18 protein-coding genes, 1 pseudogene and 1 riboswitch are annotated in these 16,415 nt (G+C 58.4%); of the genes and pseudogenes, 16 read left to right on the forward strand and 3 right to left on the reverse strand.

Going from position 1 to position 16,415, the window contains the following annotated elements:
* Positions 1–43 precede the first annotated feature (43 nt).
* The 3 genes from ACFFK0_RS19070 to ACFFK0_RS19080 all read left to right on the forward strand — a co-directional run bounded on the left by ACFFK0_RS19070 (position 44) and on the right by ACFFK0_RS19080 (position 3,954).
* Positions 44–1,060 carry an aldo/keto reductase gene (locus ACFFK0_RS19070; RefSeq protein ID WP_377471916.1) on the forward strand — a complete coding sequence of 339 codons (1,017 nt, stop codon included), beginning with the start codon at positions 44–46 and terminating at the stop codon, positions 1,058–1,060.
* Between the two features lie 17 nt (positions 1,061–1,077).
* Positions 1,078–2,793 (forward strand): leucyl aminopeptidase, encoded by a 1,716-nt coding sequence (locus ACFFK0_RS19075; protein ID WP_377471917.1) that lies wholly within the window; start codon positions 1,078–1,080, stop codon positions 2,791–2,793.
* A gap of 765 nt (positions 2,794–3,558) precedes the next feature.
* Positions 3,559–3,954: a hypothetical protein gene (locus tag ACFFK0_RS19080; RefSeq protein ID WP_377471918.1), complete on the forward strand. Its 396-nt coding sequence runs from the start codon at positions 3,559–3,561 to the stop codon at positions 3,952–3,954.
* A 221-nt stretch (positions 3,955–4,175) separates the two neighbouring features.
* On the opposite strand, the gene ACFFK0_RS19085 is transcribed toward ACFFK0_RS19080, so the two are convergent.
* Complete coding sequence (locus ACFFK0_RS19085) at positions 4,176–4,739, reverse strand: hypothetical protein (RefSeq protein WP_377471919.1); 564 nt, start codon at positions 4,737–4,739, stop codon at positions 4,176–4,178.
* Positions 4,740–4,920: 181 nt separating this feature from the next.
* Here ACFFK0_RS19085 and ACFFK0_RS19090 point away from each other — a divergent pair, with 181 nt between their 5' ends.
* From ACFFK0_RS19090 to ACFFK0_RS19130, 9 genes are all read left to right on the forward strand, one after another.
* Complete coding sequence (locus tag ACFFK0_RS19090; protein ID WP_377471920.1) at positions 4,921–5,862, forward strand: Gfo/Idh/MocA family protein; 942 nt, start codon at positions 4,921–4,923, stop codon at positions 5,860–5,862.
* A 25-nt stretch (positions 5,863–5,887) separates the two neighbouring features.
* A riboswitch (TPP riboswitch) is annotated at positions 5,888–5,993 on the forward strand.
* 101 nt (positions 5,994–6,094) lie between these two features.
* Complete coding sequence (locus tag ACFFK0_RS19095) at positions 6,095–6,727, forward strand: thiamine phosphate synthase (RefSeq protein WP_377471921.1); 633 nt, start codon at positions 6,095–6,097, stop codon at positions 6,725–6,727.
* Positions 6,711–7,886 (forward strand): glycine oxidase ThiO, encoded by a 1,176-nt coding sequence (thiO, locus tag ACFFK0_RS19100; protein WP_377471922.1) that lies wholly within the window; start codon positions 6,711–6,713, stop codon positions 7,884–7,886. The genes ACFFK0_RS19095 and thiO overlap by 17 nt, the downstream gene beginning before the upstream one ends.
* Complete coding sequence (gene thiS, locus ACFFK0_RS19105; RefSeq protein WP_377471923.1) at positions 7,873–8,085, forward strand: sulfur carrier protein ThiS; 213 nt, start codon at positions 7,873–7,875, stop codon at positions 8,083–8,085. The genes thiO and thiS overlap by 14 nt, the downstream gene beginning before the upstream one ends.
* Before the next feature lie 4 nt (positions 8,086–8,089).
* Positions 8,090–8,857 carry a thiazole synthase gene (locus ACFFK0_RS19110; protein ID WP_377471926.1) on the forward strand — a complete coding sequence of 256 codons (768 nt, stop codon included), beginning with the start codon at positions 8,090–8,092 and terminating at the stop codon, positions 8,855–8,857.
* The gene (locus tag ACFFK0_RS19115) at positions 8,854–9,876 is read left to right on the forward strand and encodes a thiazole biosynthesis adenylyltransferase ThiF (protein ID WP_377471928.1); all 1,023 of its coding nucleotides are present in this window, start codon (positions 8,854–8,856) and stop codon (positions 9,874–9,876) included. The genes ACFFK0_RS19110 and ACFFK0_RS19115 overlap by 4 nt, the downstream gene beginning before the upstream one ends.
* A 39-nt stretch (positions 9,877–9,915) precedes the next feature.
* The gene (thiD, locus tag ACFFK0_RS19120; protein ID WP_377471929.1) at positions 9,916–10,728 is read left to right on the forward strand and encodes a bifunctional hydroxymethylpyrimidine kinase/phosphomethylpyrimidine kinase; all 813 of its coding nucleotides are present in this window, start codon (positions 9,916–9,918) and stop codon (positions 10,726–10,728) included.
* Positions 10,725–11,399 (forward strand): thiamine phosphate synthase, encoded by a 675-nt coding sequence (gene thiE / locus ACFFK0_RS19125; protein WP_377471930.1) that lies wholly within the window; start codon positions 10,725–10,727, stop codon positions 11,397–11,399. The genes thiD and thiE overlap by 4 nt, the downstream gene beginning before the upstream one ends.
* 99 nt (positions 11,400–11,498) lie before the next feature.
* On the forward strand, positions 11,499–12,602 hold the full coding sequence (locus ACFFK0_RS19130; protein ID WP_377471931.1) for a copper amine oxidase N-terminal domain-containing protein: 1,104 nt from the start codon (positions 11,499–11,501) through the stop codon (positions 12,600–12,602).
* 193 nt (positions 12,603–12,795) lie between these two features.
* Here ACFFK0_RS19130 and ACFFK0_RS19135 read toward each other — a convergent pair whose 3' ends face one another.
* Together ACFFK0_RS19135 and ACFFK0_RS19140 are read right to left on the reverse strand one after the other, a co-directional pair.
* Positions 12,796–13,377, reverse strand: a complete 582-nt coding sequence (locus ACFFK0_RS19135) for a Uma2 family endonuclease (RefSeq protein WP_377471932.1) — start codon at positions 13,375–13,377, stop codon at positions 12,796–12,798.
* 162 nt (positions 13,378–13,539) lie between these two features.
* A pseudogene (locus tag ACFFK0_RS19140) lies at positions 13,540–13,683 on the reverse strand (hypothetical protein); the annotation flags it as partial.
* Between the two features lie 119 nt (positions 13,684–13,802).
* Here ACFFK0_RS19140 and gcvH point away from each other — a divergent pair.
* The 4 genes from gcvH to ACFFK0_RS19160 all read left to right on the forward strand — a co-directional run bounded on the left by gcvH (position 13,803) and on the right by ACFFK0_RS19160 (position 16,240).
* Positions 13,803–14,192, forward strand: coding sequence for a glycine cleavage system protein GcvH (gene gcvH, locus ACFFK0_RS19145; protein WP_377471933.1), 390 nt, complete (start codon positions 13,803–13,805; stop codon positions 14,190–14,192).
* A 40-nt stretch (positions 14,193–14,232) separates the two neighbouring features.
* Positions 14,233–14,835 (forward strand): sulfite oxidase-like oxidoreductase, encoded by a 603-nt coding sequence (locus ACFFK0_RS19150; protein ID WP_377471934.1) that lies wholly within the window; start codon positions 14,233–14,235, stop codon positions 14,833–14,835.
* A 227-nt stretch (positions 14,836–15,062) separates the two neighbouring features.
* Positions 15,063–15,317: a hypothetical protein gene (locus tag ACFFK0_RS19155; RefSeq protein WP_377471936.1), complete on the forward strand. Its 255-nt coding sequence runs from the start codon at positions 15,063–15,065 to the stop codon at positions 15,315–15,317.
* Between the two features lie 128 nt (positions 15,318–15,445).
* Complete coding sequence (locus tag ACFFK0_RS19160) at positions 15,446–16,240, forward strand: nucleotidyltransferase domain-containing protein (RefSeq protein ID WP_377471937.1); 795 nt, start codon at positions 15,446–15,448, stop codon at positions 16,238–16,240.
* Positions 16,241–16,415: the final 175 nt, after the last annotated feature.

Consider the following 16,415-nt stretch of genomic DNA (forward strand, 5'->3'; position numbering starts at 1 on the left):
TCGAATAAGCTATTGATAGATGCCATAAGGAGTGGATGGAAATATGCAGTACCGTGAATTCGGCAAGTCGGGATACCGCGTCTCGGCGCTGGGCTTCGGGGCGATGAATTTGCCCGGGGTGCCGTTTGAGCAGGCGAAGGAAGCACTCAATTATGCGCTGGACCAAGGGATTAATTATATCGATACGGCAGCGGCCTACCGGAATAGCGAAGAAATTATCGGCGAAAGCATAGCTCATCGCCGTTCCGAATATTTCCTTGCGACGAAGACGGGGGAGCGGAGCTATGCGGCGGCCAAGGAGCAAATCGACCGCAGCCTGATGCGGATGAAGACGGACCATATCGACCTGATTCAGCTGCACTACGTAAACTATGTACACGAATTCCAAACGCTGATGGGCGAAGACGGTGCATACCGGGCCGCACAGGAAGCGCGCGACGCAGGCAAGGTGAGGTATATCGGCATTACCGGACATCGTCCGGAGCTGCTGGCCAAATGGATTGCCAAATATGATTTCGATCAGGTGCTGTTTCATTTGAATTTGGCGCAGCCGTTCGCGCTTGACGAACTGATTCCGGCGCTCGCCGAGCGAAATATGATGCGGGTGGCGATGAAGCCGCTGTCCGGCGGATTCATTCAGCCGATCGACAAGGCGATCCGGTTTCCTTACAGCCAGGATGTGCATACGATCATCTCCGGCATGGTCAGTGTGGCGGAAGTGAAGGAAAATATGGCGGCAATGGAGCAGGACGTGGCGGCGGAGGAGAAGCTGGAGCTGGAGCAGCTGGCCCGCCAGCTTGGCGAGCATAATTGCCGGCGCTGCAACTACTGCTCGTGTCCGCTTGAAATTCCAATCCCCGATGTGATGATCTCCAGCATGATTCGCGAGAAATTCGGGCTGCTGCCGAAGGGCGACGGATTTTACCAGAAGCATAAGGAAAAGCTATTCTCCTGTGCGGATTACGAGCCGTGCCGGGAGAAGCCGCTTTGCGAGGAGAAGTGTCCGTATCATTTGCCGATGAGCACGGTGATTCGGGAGTCGACTTCGTACTTCGGTTGATAAGGAGATCGAGCGCAATGAGAGTGCGGAATGAGATTCGGTTTACGATTGTCTCGGAGGCGGAGGCTGGAGCCGCTTTGGCGGGCGGCGAAACGGCCGGCCGGGCGGCTTCGGCGCTGGGCGTGGCAGGAGCAGGTGCGGCGTCAGTGCCGGACGAGAGGCCCGACGAGGTAAGAGCGGGCGCTGGAGCGATGCGGAGCGAGACAGGAGCAGGTGCTGGAGCGGAGCGGAGCGAGACAGGAGCGTCGGCGGGTGCGGCGTTTGAAGCGGCGCAGAGCGAAGCTGCAGCGCTGCTGTTTGTGACGCCGGAGCAGCTGCGGGAGGCACAGCCGCTCGCGGAGGCGGCGGAGCTGCTCGGCGCCGGAGCGCTGGCGGAGCTGCGCCGCCGGGCGGCGAGCGGGCTGTTCGCCGGCGAGCTGGGCGAGACGGCGGTGCTGGCCACGTACGGCGCGGGACGGGCGCCGTACGTCGTCTTGAGCGGGCTCGGCGGCAGCGCGAAAGAGCCCGGCGGGGCCGTTTGGCGGGACGCGGCGGTGCACGCAGCCCGGGAGGCGCTCCGCGCGAAGCTGGAGCGCCTTGCGGTGCGGCTGCCGGCCGATGCGGTACAGCCGGCAGCCGAAGGCATCGCGCTCGGCCATTACCGGATGGCCGATTACAAGCGCGATGCCGCCCCGCGGCCGGTGATTCGCGAGGTCGCGATCACCGTGCCCGGCGGCAGCGCGGAGGCGGCGGCGGCCCGGGAGGCCGTGCGCCGCGCGGTGGCGATCGCGGAAGGGCAAAACTACGCCCGCGATCTGACGAACTTGCCGGGCAATAAGCTGACCCCGGCGCTTATGGCCGAGGAAGCGCTTCGGCTCGCCATGGAATACGGGTTCCCGTGCCAGGTACTGGATGAGACGCAAATCCTGGAGGCGGGGCTTGGCGGTTTGCATGAGGTCGGCAAAGGCAGCGTCAACCCGCCGCGGATGATCGCCATCCGGTATCAAGGGCGCGAGGAATGGGATGGCGACGTGCTCGGTCTCGTCGGTAAAGGAATTACGTTCGATACCGGCGGTATTTCGCTGAAGAAGCCGGAAGGGATGGAGGAAATGATCAGCGATATGGGCGGGGCGGCGACGCTGCTCGGGCTGCTCCATATCGTCGGCGAGCTGCGCCCGAAGATCAACCTGCTTGTCGTCATTCCGGCCGCGGAGAACATGCCGTCCGGCGGCGCCTTCAAGCCCGGCGATGTCATTACGATTATGGATGGTTACACGGTCGAGGTGCTGAACACCGACGCCGAGGGCCGCATCGTACTTGCCGACGGCGTGCTGTATGCGAAGAAGCTCGGCGCGACGAAGCTGATCGACGTGGCGACGCTGACCGGCGCCATTCTGGTCTGCTTCGCCGACGTCGCCACCGGCGCCGTGACGAACGACGACGCCTTCCTCGGCGATGTGCTGCAGGCTTCGAGCGAAGCGGGCGAAAAGCTGTGGCAGCTGCCGAACTATAAGGAATACCGCGATATGCTGAAGAGCGACGTCGCCGATATTAAGAATGCGACGACCGCCGACCGCTGGGCCGGAGCGATTACCGGAGGCTTGTTCGTCGGCCGCTTCGCCGAAGACACGCCCTGGATTCACCTCGACACCGGTGGAACGGCGTGGCTGTGGAGCGAGAAAGGTACCGAGCCGAAGGGCGGAACCGGAGTTATGGTGCGGACGCTGGCTCGTTACATTTTGACTCGGGAATAGAAGGAGCGAAACACCCTTATGATGAGGGTGTTTTTTGTTTGTGACTGGGTCGTGTGCAGCGGCGAGGGAGCGTGAAGTCGTGAGCAACAAGGCCCAAAAGGGCGTTGAAGGCGGCGAGGGAGGTTGAGGCCGGGCGCAACAAGGCCCGAAAGGGCGTTGTAGGCGGCGAGGGAGGTTGGGGCCGGGCGCAACAAGGCCCGAAAGGGCGTTATAGGCGGCCAGGATGCGTGAGTTCGTGTGCAACAAGGCCCGAAAGGGCGTTGGCGGCCAGGGTGCGTGAGTTCGTGTGCAACAAGGCCCGAAAGGGCGTTGAAGGCGGCGAGGGAGGTTGGGGCCGGGCGCAACAAGGCCCGAAAGGGCGTTGAAGGCGGCAAGGGTGCGTGAGTTCGTGTGCAACAAGGCCCAAAAGGGCGTTGTAAGCGGCGAGGGAGGCTGGGGCCGGGCGCAACAAGGCCCAAAAGGGCGTTGTAGGCGGCCAGGGTGCGTGAGTTCGTGTGCAACAAGGCCCAAAAGGGCGTTGTAAGCGGCGAGGGAGGATGGGGTCGGACGCAACAAGGCCCGAAAGGGCGTTGTAGGCGGCCAGGGTGCGTGAGTTCGTGTGCAACAAGGCCCAAAAGGGCGTTGAGGGCAGCGAGGGAAGAGCTGCGAAGACGAAAGGCATCTTCCGGCAAGCTCGTTCCCGGGAAGGATGTCTGAACAAGCAATCTGTGATAGATTGGAAAAACGCAAAACCTTTTGCCGACTGAGAGGGGACCGGACTCAACGATGAACCGAATCAATCCGCGCTGGGCGGGGAATATTCTGCTCGTCACTTTTGTGGTGCTTGTTATTTTTCATATATTAGTTATTGCTCAAGTCGTACCTGCCGGTATGGTATGGGGAGGTCAATTTCAAGGGAGCACGGGTTCCTTGCTGATGGTCGAAATCTTCGCCCTCCTCTTAACGGTGGTTTTCGCGTTATTTGTTGCACTGAAGCTTAGGTACGTTTACATCCCCATCAGCGGCAAAATCGCACAAACGGGCGTATGGGTTTTATTCGCGTATTTCGTACTGAACACTCTAGGAAACCTTGCAGCTGTAACATGGACGGAGAAGCTCGTATTTACGCCGATCACGATCGTTCTTGCTATTTTGACGTATCGGGTGGCCCGGATGAAATAGCATGAATGGTTAAGCCAAGCGATGCCTGGCAATCACTTTGACGATACGCGAAGGCAGGAAAACGTCAAAGCGGATGACGCTAGTAATACATGCTGTGGATACTCCCAACGTCAGCTGCAGCCAAGTAAAGCCGCGCTCAGCCACCTCCCGGAACGAAAAAAACCGGAGAGCTTCACTGCCATGCGTGCGAGAGCTTCCGGTTTATTATGCTTACAGCTGAATTACGCTTGGATACTTGTGCTTTTCGAAGCGGGGGAAGAGACGCCCTTGCCGGGTGTAAGCACCTGCTGGATATCCTCGACATGGATGACGAGCCGATTGATTTCCTGCAGCGTGTACGACATGTTCTGCGTGCGCTGCTTCAAGTTCGCGAGGCGGATCCCGATCCAGCCTTTCTTGCGGGGGTGGGCCTTCAGATCGTGAAGCAGAGCGGAGAGGGTAGCCGTCTGATCGCCGGGAATCGCCAGCATGGGGTAAGCGGAAATACCGGAAACGGAGAAATACAGCCACTTCTTGTTCCAGCGTACATATCCGGGATAAAATCGGATCATGATCAGCGGAGAAGCCCCGGAATCGCTTGTAGTGCGGATGATCTCCACTTGCCCGCGATTCTTGCCGGGTTTAATATACTGATTGGAGCCAAAATCCGGCAGAAGCGGAACGAACAACACAGGCAGTGCGCTGGCGATATACAAATAGATGGTAGATTCATAGACGACGGACAAAGCGAGGAAAAGCCCGAACAAGACGAGGCTGATCCAGAACGCTAGCGTTTTAAGTTTCATGAGTTGTCTCCCGATTCATAGTTGCTGCGGACCTACTACTACGCGCTATTCTATCATATTCTTAACGCAGTTGAAAACTAAAACAGCAGTTGAAGAGGCTGTCCGGCGTACGGGCAGAGCGTGTTGCGGACCGCCGGTCCGGAGGACCGAAGCGAACATTTCAAGGGAGTGGGGTTGGCGCATGAGGAAGCGGCGTATTGGGATTGTCGGACTGGGGGATATCGCCAGGAAGGTGTATCTTCCCCTGTTAACTTCGCAGGAATCGGTGGAGATCGTCGGTTTGCAGAGCAGGACGAAAGAAACGGTGGACCGTATCGGCGGGCAGTACCGGATTGACGGGCGATATACCGACCTTGGCGATCTGGTGGCGCTTCAGCCGGATGCCGTCTTCGTGCATAGCCCGACGCCGACGCATTACGAGATTGTGATGGCTTGCCTGCAGGCGGGCATCCATGTCTATGTTGACAAGCCGTTATCGTATGACTTGGGCGAGTCGGTTCGAATGGCGGAAGAGGCTGCGAAGCGGGGGCTGCTGCTCGGTGTCGGCTTCAACCGCAGGTTTGCTCCGCTGTACGCCGAAGCCAAGTCTTGGCTGGAGGGAGCAGGCGGTGCGAGCTGGTGCTCCGTGCAGAAGCATCGCCTGCGCAAGCAGCTGCTTCCGGCACGCGAGACCGTTTATGACGACCTGATCCATATGCTGGATCTGCTTGTTTGGCTGGGCGATGGCGAGGACGGCGAGCTTGCTGCGGCGGAGCTGGAGGCGGATATCGACGGGAAAATGGTTCGCGCCTCGGGTACGGTGCGTTTAACGGGCAGGGGCGCCACCGGGGTGTACGCCATGGTGCGCGATGCCGGGCGCGACCTGGAGAAGCTCGAGCTGCACGGATCGGGGCGGTCGGCCGAAGTCGTCAACATGGAAACCGGCGAATGGACGGAGGCCGGCGGTATGCCGGTGTTGCGAACGTTCGGCAGCTGGGATACGGTGCTGGAGCGGCGGGGGTTTGCAGGGGTTGTAAATCATTTTCTGGCATGTCTGGACGATCCGGATCGCTGCACCGTCAGGGCGGACCGGGTCCTTGCTTCGCACAGGCTGGCGGAACGGGTTGCGGCTGGAAAGCTTTAGTGATATAGTAAATTCAACTTCATAGCAAGATCACTAGGGGTGCCGATAGGGCTGAGACGGAATGCGAGATTCCGGACCCTTTGAACCTGATCTGGTTGAATGCCAGCGTAGGGAAGTGGTTAATAAGACGTTGATTGGCGGCTTATGTTTGGATAACGCTGCTAGGTAACGGCCACTTTCTCTATTTGGAGGAAGTGGCCTTTTTTTTTACATGTGCGAGGAGGCGAAACGTATGGCCGGGGAGCTGCATGTCATTTCAACGGGCAGGCAGCCGCTGGAGCGGCTTGCGGACATAGCGGCCGCAGTTGCTCCGTATGTGACCGCCATCCATCTGCGCGAGAGGGCGAGTACCGCCGCCGAGCTGCTCGCTTGTATCGAACGGATGCGGAAGCTCGGTGTGGCTGCGGAGCGGATTATCGTGAATGACCGTGCCGATGTGGCGGGGGCGGCGGGCGTTCGGGGGGTGCAACTGGCCGGGCATAGCATCGGAGCGGCTGCGGCGAGACGCTTGTTCCCGCAGCTGCGTATCGGCGTCTCTGTGCACAGCGAAGCGGAAGCGATCCGGGCGGCGGTTGACGGTGCGGACTATGTGCTGTATGGGCACATTTATGAGACGGCGTCGAAGCCGGGGGTAGCGTCCCGGGGACTGGAGGCGCTGCGCAGCGTTGCAGAGCATGTCCCGCAGCTGCCGGTGCTGGCCATCGGCGGCATAACGCCGCAGCGCGTGCCGGAGGTTTTGGCCGCCGGCGCCCAAGGAGTCGCTGTCATGAGCGGTGTGCTGGAAGCGGACGATCCGCTGCTGGCGGCGAAGGCGTATGCGGAATATTTGGTTACGGGGAGAGAGAGCCATGGGGCATCATGCTGAAGTGATCATTGTTGGCGGCGGTGTCATCGGCGGATCCGTCGCTTATCATCTCGCGAAGCGGGGGCGGCGTGTGAAGCTGCTGGAGCGGGAGCGCGTCGGCGCCGGTGCATCCGGAGCGGCTGCGGGCATGCTCGGCGCTCAGTCCGAGATGCACGAGGCGGGACCGCTCTATGAGCTGGCGCGCCGGAGCAGGGCGATGTTTCCGCAGCTGGATGCAGAGCTGAGGGAACTGACCGGGATCGACATCGGTCTTGTACAGCGCGGATTGCTGAAAATAGCTAGGACGCCGGACGAGGCGGAGGAGATTCGCCGGATGATCGATTTTCAAGTGCGCTCCGGTGAAGCGGCGCAGTGGCTCGGAGCGGGGGAAGCATGCGAGCTGGAGCCGGAGCTTGCCGGCAGCATCGAGGGAGCGATGTGGATTCCCGGGGACGGCCACGTGTCCGCTCCGGAGCTGACGGCTGCTTATGCGCATGCAGCGGTCACGCTCGGGGCGGAGCTGTATGAATCCAGCGTTGTCCACGAGCTTCGGATCGAGGGAGGACGGGTAACGGGGGTCGTTACGGATGAAGGGGTTATCGGCTGCGAGCAGCTTGTGGTCGCCGGGGGGGTGAGCGGCAATCGCCTGTGTGCGCAGGCAGGACTCCGGCTTGATATGTACCCGGTCAAAGGCGAGTGCTTTTCCGTAATCACTCGGCGGCCGCTGGTGAGCCGGACGATTTTCGCGAACGGGTGTTATGCGGTGCCGAAGCGCGGCGGACGGCTTGTCATCGGTGCGACGGTCGCTCCGCGTGACTACGGACTGACGGTGTCGGCAGGAGGACTGCGCCGGCTGCTCGACAGCGCCTGCTCGCTGCTGCCCGCGATCGCCGATGCGCAGTGGGAGAAGTCCTGGGCGGGGCATCGGCCGCAAACGCCGGACGGCTTGCCCTATATGGGGGAGAGCGCCTCGTGCCGGGGCTTGTTCGTCGCCGCCGGACATTATCGCAACGGAATTTTGCTAAGTGCTGCGGCCGGCGAGCTGATGGCGGAGCAGATGTGCGGGGAGCCGGTTTCGTTCGAGGCTTGGAACGCCTTTGCGCCTGACCGGCGCTGTGACGCACAGACGGCTTCGGCCGGTGCACTGGCATCGATAGGGGGAGTGCATGGCGATGCATGAGCTGATTATTAACGGTGAGACGGTGCAGGTGCCGGAAGCGGTGACGACGGTGTCGCAGCTGCTGGCGCATTTTGGCCTCGAGCGGAAAATCGTCATTGTCGAGATCAATGCCAACATTGTAGATCGCGGGCTGCAGGAGACTACCGCCGTGCGGAGCGGCGATCGGATTGAGCTTGTACATTTTGTGGGGGGCGGATGAGCATATGTTAAAAATCGGACCGTATGAGTTTCAATCAAGGCTGCTGCTGGGAACGGGCAAATTTCCCGATTACGAGGTGCAGCGCGAAGCTGTGCGAGTGTCGGAGGCGCAAATTCTAACGTTTGCCGTGCGGCGCATGAACATCTATGAAGCGAGCCAGCCGAATTTTCTGGAGATGCTTGACGTGAAGCAGTTCACGCTGCTGCCGAATACGGCGGGGGCGCAGACCGCGGAGGAAGCGGTGCGTATAGCCAAGCTGGCGAGGGCCTCGGGGCTTTGCGACATGATCAAGGTCGAGGTAATCGGCGACATGAAGACGCTGCTGCCCGATCCGGTCGAGACGCTGCGCGCTTCGGAGATGCTGCTGGCGGAAGGGTTCATCGTGCTCCCGTACACGTCCGACGACGTGCTGCTGGCGAAGCGGCTTCAGGAGCTCGGCGTTCATGCCGTCATGCCGGGAGCGTCGCCGATCGGTTCGGGGCAAGGGATCGTTAACCCGCTTAATCTTAGTTTGATTATCGAGCAGGCCACGGTGCCGGTTATTGTCGATGCGGGCATCGGCACGCCTTCCGATGCGGCGATTGCGATGGAGCTGGGAGCTGACGGCGTTCTGCTCAACACGGCGGTATCGGGAGCGAAGGATCCGGTGAAGATGGCGCTGGCCATGAAGCTGGCGATTGAGGCGGGACGTCTGGGCCGCGAGGCCGGCCGCATTCCGAAGAAGCGCTATGCGACGGCCAGCTCGCCGCTTGAAGGAATGAGCGTGCTATGAACGGGCGCTATTCGAGACAGGAGCTGTTCCGCGGCATCGGACCGGGCGGGCAGCTGAAGCTGGCGGCAGGCCATGTGCTGATCGTCGGCGCGGGGGCGCTCGGGACGGGGAATGCGGAGGCGCTTGTCCGCGCGGGTGTCGGAGTCGTGACGATCGTCGACCGCGACTACGTAGAGGCGAGCAATTTGCAGCGGCAGCTGCTGTACAGCGAAGAGGATGCGCTGCAGCGGCTTCCTAAGGCGGTGGCGGCCAAGGCAAGGCTTGAGGCCGTTAATTCCGAGGTAGACATCCGAGCCGTTGTCGCCGATGTGACGCTTGCCGAGCTGGAGGAACTGACGGAAGGCGTCGATATCATCGTCGATGCGACCGACAATTTCGAGACGAGGCTGCTGATTAACGATATGTCCCAGAAGCTGGGCATCCCGTGGGTTTACGGAGCCTGCGTCGGCAGCTACGGACTTACGTTCACGATCGTTCCGGGCGTTACGCCGTGCTTGAACTGCTTGCTTGAGACGATGCCGTCCGGAGGTGCCACGTGCGATACGGTCGGCGTCATCGCTCCTGCGGTGCAGATGGTCGTCGCCTATCAGGTAGCCGAGACGCTGAAGCTGCTGGTCGGCGACCGTGAAGCGCTGCACGGCAAGCTGATTTCCTTCGATCTATGGTCGAACTCGCATACGGCCATACGTGTGGACCGAATGAAAAAGCCGGGCTGTCCGTCCTGCGGCGATGCGCCTGTTTACCCTTATCTGCAGGCGGAGAACCATTCCCGTACGGCCGTTCTCTGCGGCCGCGATACGGTGCAAATTCGTCCGCCTTCCCCGATCCGGCGCGATTTGGCCGAGCTTGCCCGTACTCTGGAAAGGCTCGGTGTAGGCAAGGTGGAGTCCAACCCTTATTTAGTGTCATTAACCATTGATGGACACCGGCTGGTGCTGTTCGCCGACGGGCGGGTGCTCGTCCACGGTACGAAGGACGTCGTAGAGGCCAGAAGCCTGTATCATCGTTATTTGGGCTAGCCCGAACGGAAGCTGGCCGGCAAAAGGGAGAGAGGAACCGTGGGATACGGGAACGTGGCTAAGGTGCTTACCATCGCAGGCTCGGACAGCGGAGGCGGGGCCGGTATTCAAGCCGATCTGAAGACGTTTCAGGAGCTGGGCGTGTATGGCATGTCAGCGATTACCGCCGTAACCGCGCAGAATACGACCGGCGTTCACGGCGTATATCCGCTGCCGCCGGAGGCGGTGGCGCAGCAGCTGCGGGCGATCGGCGACGATCTGGAGCCGCAGGCGCTGAAGACCGGCATGCTGTTCAGCAGCGACATTATCGAGACGGTGGCGGCGCAGGTGCGTGCTTACGGATGGAGGCGTCTTGTCGTCGATCCGGTTATGATTGCCAAGGGCGGGGCATCCTTGCTGCGCGAGGAAGCGGTGGCTGCGCTGTGCCGCTCGCTGCTTCCGCTGGCGGAGGTCGTAACCCCGAACTTACCCGAAGCGGAGACACTATCGGGGCTGACCATTCGTACGTACGCCGACCGTCTTGAAGCGGCTGAGCGGATATTAGCTTATGGCGTTAAGTATGTTGTGATCAAAGGCGGTCACGGCGAGGAGCTGGATACATCGGTGGATGTGCTGTACGGCGCCGATACGGTCGTTGAGTACGCCGCTCCGCGCGTGGCGACAAAGCAGACGCACGGGACCGGCTGCACGTTTGCCGCGGCGATTGCGGCCGAGCTCGGCAAAGGAGCGTCGGTTCGCGATGCGGTGAGTGTGGCGAAGTCGTTCGTGCAAGCGGCGATCGAGCATCCGCTCGGCATCGGCAGCGGGCATGGTCCGACCAATCACTGGGCCTATAGGGAGAGTGTGAGATGAAGGAGACTGCTGATGCGCGGTTCTCGCGCCGGCTGGCGGAACGGCTGCGCTTGTATTTTGTGATGGGCAGTGTGAATTGCCGTCAAGATCCGGTGCTCACTTTGGAAGCGGCGATTCGGGGCGGCATTACGGCGTTTCAGTATCGGGAGAAGGGGCGCGGCGCTTTAACCGGAGACGACCGCGAACAGCTTGGGGTAAAGCTGCGGGAGCTGTGCAGGGCGCATAACGTACTGTTCATGGTCAATGACGATGTCGAGCTTGCGCTCCGGCTTGAGGCCGATGGCGTTCATGTGGGCCAGGAGGATGAGGCGGCTGCTATTGTGAGGCGCCGGATGCCGGCGGGCATCCTCGGCGTGTCGGCCCACGACGTGCTGGAGGCCGAGGAGGCCGTTCGCTGCGGAGCCGATTATTTAGGCGTAGGCCCGATGTATATGACGCGTACGAAGCCCGATATTCGCGAGGTGCGGGGACCCGGCGTCATCCGTGACATACGTGCGAGCGGCTTGTCGCTGCCGATCGTCGGCATCGGCGGTATCGAGCAGGGGCGCGCCGAGGCGGTCGTACGGGCCGGTGCCGACGGTGTTGCCGTGATCTCGGCGATTGCGCAAGCGGAGGAGCCTCGGCAAGCGGCGGAACGGCTGCTGACGGAGTGCTCGCCGAAGTTTGCCTGAAGTTCTCTGCAATAGATCGAAATGGGCAGGAATGCATTGCTTCATATGGAATGATCTATTTTATGCGGTTAAATAGTGACAACATGGAGGATCATGACGATGAAGAAAATGAAAATATTCCTGGCGGCGGCGCTATTGGCCTGTTGTCTGGCACCGGCCTCGGCGTCGGCGAAGTCGGACGGAGGCGGCCGCGGCGGCAGCGACAACAGCGGTAACAGTAGCAGTAGTAGCAGCGACAGCAGCGGTAACAGTAGCAGTAGTAGCAGCGGTGGCAGTAGCAGCAGCAGTAGCAGTAGCAGTAACAACAACGACAACGACAGCGGCAACAGAAACAAAAACAAAAACAACAGCAGTGCTGAGCGCAGCTCCGGCGACCGGCATTCAGGTTTTGAAACGAAAAAGCAGGGGTCTGAGGCCCCTAAGAAACAAGATGAAGATCATTCGGGAAATAAAAAGAACGATAAACTCGACGATGGCAGCAACCGTAAAGGGCGTCCGACTGTAACGGAAGATACTTATGGCGGGAAAGGCAAGGGGCAAGGCGGCGGTCATCAAGGTTATCGCGGGCTGCTGAATGCGATCGACAACGTGAAGGACAAGCCGGCCGGCGCCGTGCTGGCGGAGCTGATGCTTACCAGATACGGAACGAATCTGACGGAAGAGCAGAAGGCCGCGCTGGCAGATATTATCGCTAAGGAAGAGGCGCTGGCCAAAGCCGCTGAGCTTCTTGACAAGCAGGGCAGTGTGACCGAAGCCGTCTATTTGCAGAAGGAAGCGATCAAAGCGAACGTGCGGAACGTCGAGTCGTATAAGCAGCTCGGCAAAATGTATGAAAAGCTCGGCCGCAAGGGCGTAAAGCTGTACGTAAACGGCGAAGAGCCGGCAGCGGATATTGCGCCGATTCTGCGAGATGGCACTACGCTTGTGCCTTTCCGGGCGATCTCCGAGTCGCTCAAGGCAAGCGTAAGCTGGAATCCGGACGAGCGCTCCGTAACGGTAACACGCGGTGACGTCACAGTGAAGCTGATCATCGACAGCAAGACAGCGTACGTGAACGAGAAGCCGGTAGAGCTCGAAGTGGCTCCCGCCATTGAAAATGACAGTACCGTTGTGCCGGCTCGCTTCGTCAGCGAGTCGCTGGACGCTACGGTCGAATACGAGCCGGAAACCCAGTCGGTCGTTATCTTTGAAGAGCAGAAGTGACGTAATGCTTCGAAGCGTAACCTGATATCTATATGGGAAACAATAGCGGTTTTTATCGCCGTTCGGAAAGCTCATTACGCTAAGAGAAAATAATACGTACCGGAGTGATTCGGTAATAACGAAGCCCTTGCCGGGCGGTATCGCGTGGGATGCGGTGCAGCTTGGGCGAGGGCTTTGTTGCATAAGCGTGCCGCTATTCGAATCGTCTAGCCTCGGCAAACAGGCTCGTTACATCTATATGAATACAGGAAAATACATTCGAGCGAATCGTGTCCCCTTCGCCGTACACGGCTGCGAGCCGGTAGCTTCCGGCATCCAGCTCGTATTGCTCGATCGTATAATGGGCCGGATCGACAATCCAATATTCCGTTACGCCGAACGACTCGTACAACGCTTTCTTGCGGGCGCGGTCATGCTTGCCGGTGCTGGGCGACAATACTTCTGCAAGCAAATCGGGAGTACCCTTGATGCGATTGTTTTGAACGATATGCAGATTGCCGTTGCGGATAAAGATCAAGTCGGGCTGCACGGTATTGTCTGCGTCCAAATGGACATCCATCGGGGCTACAACAACGATGCCGGTTTCGTGACACGATTGCCGTAACGTAAAGGCCATGTTGAAAACGATAACTTGATGCAGAAAACTTGGTGATGGCTGCATCTCGTAACGGACGCCTTGAATGATTTCATATCGCTCCTGCACATCGTACGTTTCCGTCTGTTCCTTCACTTTGGCAGCCGCAAGGCTATCCCCGCTGCGATCGTCTCTCTTCATCAAGTCGTCCTCCCCGCAAGTGAAAGTTCTACGAATATTGTAGCACATTCGCGTTTTCTTCGGAGAAGGGCTTGATTTGGCAACAGGGGCTCTAGCCGCACGAGCAGTTGAGCATTGGCTTGCGGGCGGCAAGCGCTTCGTTCAGCCGGATGACGACAGTCGTATCGGCGCGGTGCGGACGCCAAGCTTCTTCCGGCGAGTCCCGGAAAGCAAGAACTCGTGCCTGCAGACCCGGTCGAACGGTATGCCAAAATAAGGCGCCAGCCTTCGCAGCATATAGTTGGCGTTCAGTAAGGCGTTCTCGGATGCTTCGGGTCCGGACAAATAGGTCGACGGTATTTTGCATGGACGGTTCCTTGACTTTCGGTACGGGATTGCATAAGCTTAAAGCAAAATTTCCCTTGGCAAAGTGAGGCGCTGCTGCGATGAGTCAAGTTCCTACGAATTTGCTGTATACCAAAGAGCACGAATGGGTCGAGGTGCTGTCCGATACGAAGGTGCGCATCGGCATTACGCATTTCGCGCAGGAGCAGCTCGGCGATATCGTCTTCGTAGAGCTGCCGAAGGTCGGTGCCGCGCTTCAAGCCGACGACAGTATGGGCAGTGTCGAGTCGGTGAAGACGGTATCGGATATTTTCTCGCCGGTCAGCGGTGTAGTCGCGGCCGTCAACGAAAGGCTGGAAACCGCACCGGAGAACGTGAACACAAGCCCGTACGGTGACGGCTGGATGGCGGAAGTGGACATCAGCGGACCGGACGCGCTGAACGCGCTGCTGAAGCCGGCGGAATACGAAGCTTTGGTCGGCATTGACTGACAACGAGACTGATAGCATGGACATTAGGAGGATTATCGGCATGGTCACAGGCAATCATTCGCTGCCGGCGGACGCCGCCGAGCGCACACCGCCCGGGCAGACGCTGACGCAGGGCTTCCCGGTGCTGCATTACGGCTCCGTTCCGCATTACAAGGATGTCGCCAAGGAGTGGGATTTCCGCATCTTCGGTCTCGTCGAGGAAGAAGTCAGACTCAGCTACGACGAGTTCATGGCGCTGCCGAGACAGGAGTTCAAGAACGACATCCACTGCGTTACGACCTGGTCGAAGCTGGATAACGTTTGGGAAGGCGTGCCGGCGGCTGCCGTATTGAATCTGGTGAAAGTCAAACCGGAAGCCAAATACGTCATGCTGCACGCCGAGCACGGCTGGACGACCAACCTCCCGCTGGAGGATTTCGCCCGCGAGACGAGCTTCTTCGGTTTGAAGCATAACGGCGAAACGCTGACGCCGGATCATGGCTATCCGGTTCGAGCGGTCGTGCCCCATCTGTATTTCTGGAAGAGCGCCAAATGGATTCGCGGCCTGGAGTTTATGGCGAAGGATAAGCCGGGGTTCTGGGAGCGGAACGGGTACCATATGTATGGAAATCCGTGGAAGGAACAAAGGTACGATTTTGACTAGACTTTAAGCAATAAAGGAAATTAAACTTTCTATAGGCTGCAACGAAAAAAATGGGGGAATACCCCGATGTCATTAATTTTAGGTGCAGGGTCAAAAATCAAGAACAAGAGCAGGTTATCGAAAAGATAGCCCGCTCTTTTTTTGCGCGAAAATGAAAAAAAGGGACTTGACGAGGAGTTGGAAGTGTGTATTGAAGCCTCTTGAAAACGAGGAGGTTACGCCATTGAATGAATGACTACGCGAACTCACTAAAACAAACCCCGACATCCCTTATACAAGGAATGTCAGCCGCACCAGCACCTTATTTCAAAAACCCCGAAAAAGATTTTTACTCGAAGAAAAAGCCGCCCTTTGAAACGGTTATGCAACTGCTGACTTCAATGGGCAGCAACAGCTTTTGCCGATTCGACCCATTCCCCAAGGGCGGAAGATCACGTGCAAAATCCGCTGTGAATCAGGTTAATTCCCATTCTTGCCTGTGAGTTTGTACAGCAATTAAAGGAAAGCGGCGCTTCGACTCCGGGATGGACTGGGATTGACAATAATTTACTCAAACGGTTATTCTATGATAATCCCCACTTTGTGGGTCATAATCTAAGGAGTGTTCGGCATGAAGCTGCCTGTCCATGAACAATTCATTGAGATGGCAATTGGGTATATCAGCCAAGATCAACGATTCACAGGCTTGCTAGCGGGCGGTTCTATGATGCACGGAACTATGGACGAATATAGCGATCTCGATCTAATCATCGTTTACGATTCCGAGTTTCGCAGTGAGATTATGGACCGACGTCTCCAAATCGCTGAAGGGATGGGCAACTTGCTTTCAGCATTTACAGGCGAGCATGTCGGCGAACCCCGACTAATCATTTGTTTGTATGGCCCAGTCCCGCTTCATGTCGATCTTAAATTTGTACAACGGGAGGAACTCAGATCCCGAATTGAAGACCCATTGATCCTTTGGGAACGAGGTTTCGACATTTCAACGACACTGAGTGAAACAACGCCGTCTTTCCCTTACCCCGATCCGCAATGGATGGAGGACCGTTTCTGGGTGTGGGTGCATTACGGCGCAGCAAAGCTAGGGAGGGGCGAGTTGTTTGAATTAATCGATCTGCTTACGTTTATGCGGAACGCCGTATTGGGCCCAATGGCGCTCATTCGCAACGGTCATCTCCCGCGAGGGGTCAGAAAGATAGAAACATGTGCTGTCGAAGTCCTAGAGGAACTAAAGGGAACGATCCCGGTCCATAGCTTCGAAAGCTGCTACTGCGCGTTAAAAAATACGATTTTGCTCTATCAACGGCTCCGTGATGTACGGAAGATTGTTCCGAAAACAGAGGCGGAACGAGTTTCTGTCAAGTACCTTGACGGAATATACGCATCCCAATCCTTACAGGGATAGATTACCGCGCCGATAGGCGCGATCTGAACTTTGTTATAGAAACAAAAGAACTCACTCAGGATAATAAACTGAGTGAGTTCTTTTATGTAACCCGTCGGCGGGTTCATCTATAACTGGTCAAGCCCCAATTTTGTAGACATTGAAAAAAGCCCTAGGCTGCGAGCTGGCGTCGGTA

This window comes from Paenibacillus chartarius, from assembly GCF_042432825.1.
GTDB classification, from domain to species: domain Bacteria; phylum Bacillota; class Bacilli; order Paenibacillales; family NBRC-103111; genus Gordoniibacillus; species Gordoniibacillus chartarius.

Excerpts from the sequence above, each read along its gene's own strand:
- ACFFK0_RS19110 (WP_377471926.1), top strand. The coding sequence starts at position 8,090 with ATGTTAAAAATCGGACCGTATGAGTTTCAATCAAGGCTGCTGCTGGGA.
- ACFFK0_RS19135 (WP_377471932.1), bottom strand. The coding sequence starts at position 13,377 with ATGAAGAGAGACGATCGCAGCGGGGATAGCCTTGCGGCTGCCAAAGTG.
- thiO (WP_377471922.1), top strand. The coding sequence starts at position 6,711 with ATGGGGCATCATGCTGAAGTGATCATTGTTGGCGGCGGTGTCATCGGC.
- ACFFK0_RS19075 (WP_377471917.1), top strand. The coding sequence starts at position 1,078 with ATGAGAGTGCGGAATGAGATTCGGTTTACGATTGTCTCGGAGGCGGAG.
- ACFFK0_RS19150 (WP_377471934.1), top strand. The coding sequence starts at position 14,233 with ATGGTCACAGGCAATCATTCGCTGCCGGCGGACGCCGCCGAGCGCACA.
- ACFFK0_RS19160 (WP_377471937.1), top strand. The coding sequence starts at position 15,446 with ATGAAGCTGCCTGTCCATGAACAATTCATTGAGATGGCAATTGGGTAT.
- ACFFK0_RS19070 (WP_377471916.1), top strand. The coding sequence starts at position 44 with ATGCAGTACCGTGAATTCGGCAAGTCGGGATACCGCGTCTCGGCGCTG.
- ACFFK0_RS19115 (WP_377471928.1), top strand. The coding sequence starts at position 8,854 with ATGAACGGGCGCTATTCGAGACAGGAGCTGTTCCGCGGCATCGGACCG.
- ACFFK0_RS19090 (WP_377471920.1), top strand. The coding sequence starts at position 4,921 with ATGAGGAAGCGGCGTATTGGGATTGTCGGACTGGGGGATATCGCCAGG.
- ACFFK0_RS19155 (WP_377471936.1), top strand. The coding sequence starts at position 15,063 with ATGAATGACTACGCGAACTCACTAAAACAAACCCCGACATCCCTTATA.
- thiS (WP_377471923.1), top strand. The coding sequence starts at position 7,873 with ATGGCGATGCATGAGCTGATTATTAACGGTGAGACGGTGCAGGTGCCG.
- gcvH (WP_377471933.1), top strand. The coding sequence starts at position 13,803 with ATGAGTCAAGTTCCTACGAATTTGCTGTATACCAAAGAGCACGAATGG.
- ACFFK0_RS19130 (WP_377471931.1), top strand. The coding sequence starts at position 11,499 with ATGAAGAAAATGAAAATATTCCTGGCGGCGGCGCTATTGGCCTGTTGT.
- ACFFK0_RS19095 (WP_377471921.1), top strand. The coding sequence starts at position 6,095 with ATGGCCGGGGAGCTGCATGTCATTTCAACGGGCAGGCAGCCGCTGGAG.
- ACFFK0_RS19080 (WP_377471918.1), top strand. The coding sequence starts at position 3,559 with ATGAACCGAATCAATCCGCGCTGGGCGGGGAATATTCTGCTCGTCACT.
- ACFFK0_RS19085 (WP_377471919.1), bottom strand. The coding sequence starts at position 4,739 with ATGAAACTTAAAACGCTAGCGTTCTGGATCAGCCTCGTCTTGTTCGGG.
- thiE (WP_377471930.1), top strand. The coding sequence starts at position 10,725 with ATGAAGGAGACTGCTGATGCGCGGTTCTCGCGCCGGCTGGCGGAACGG.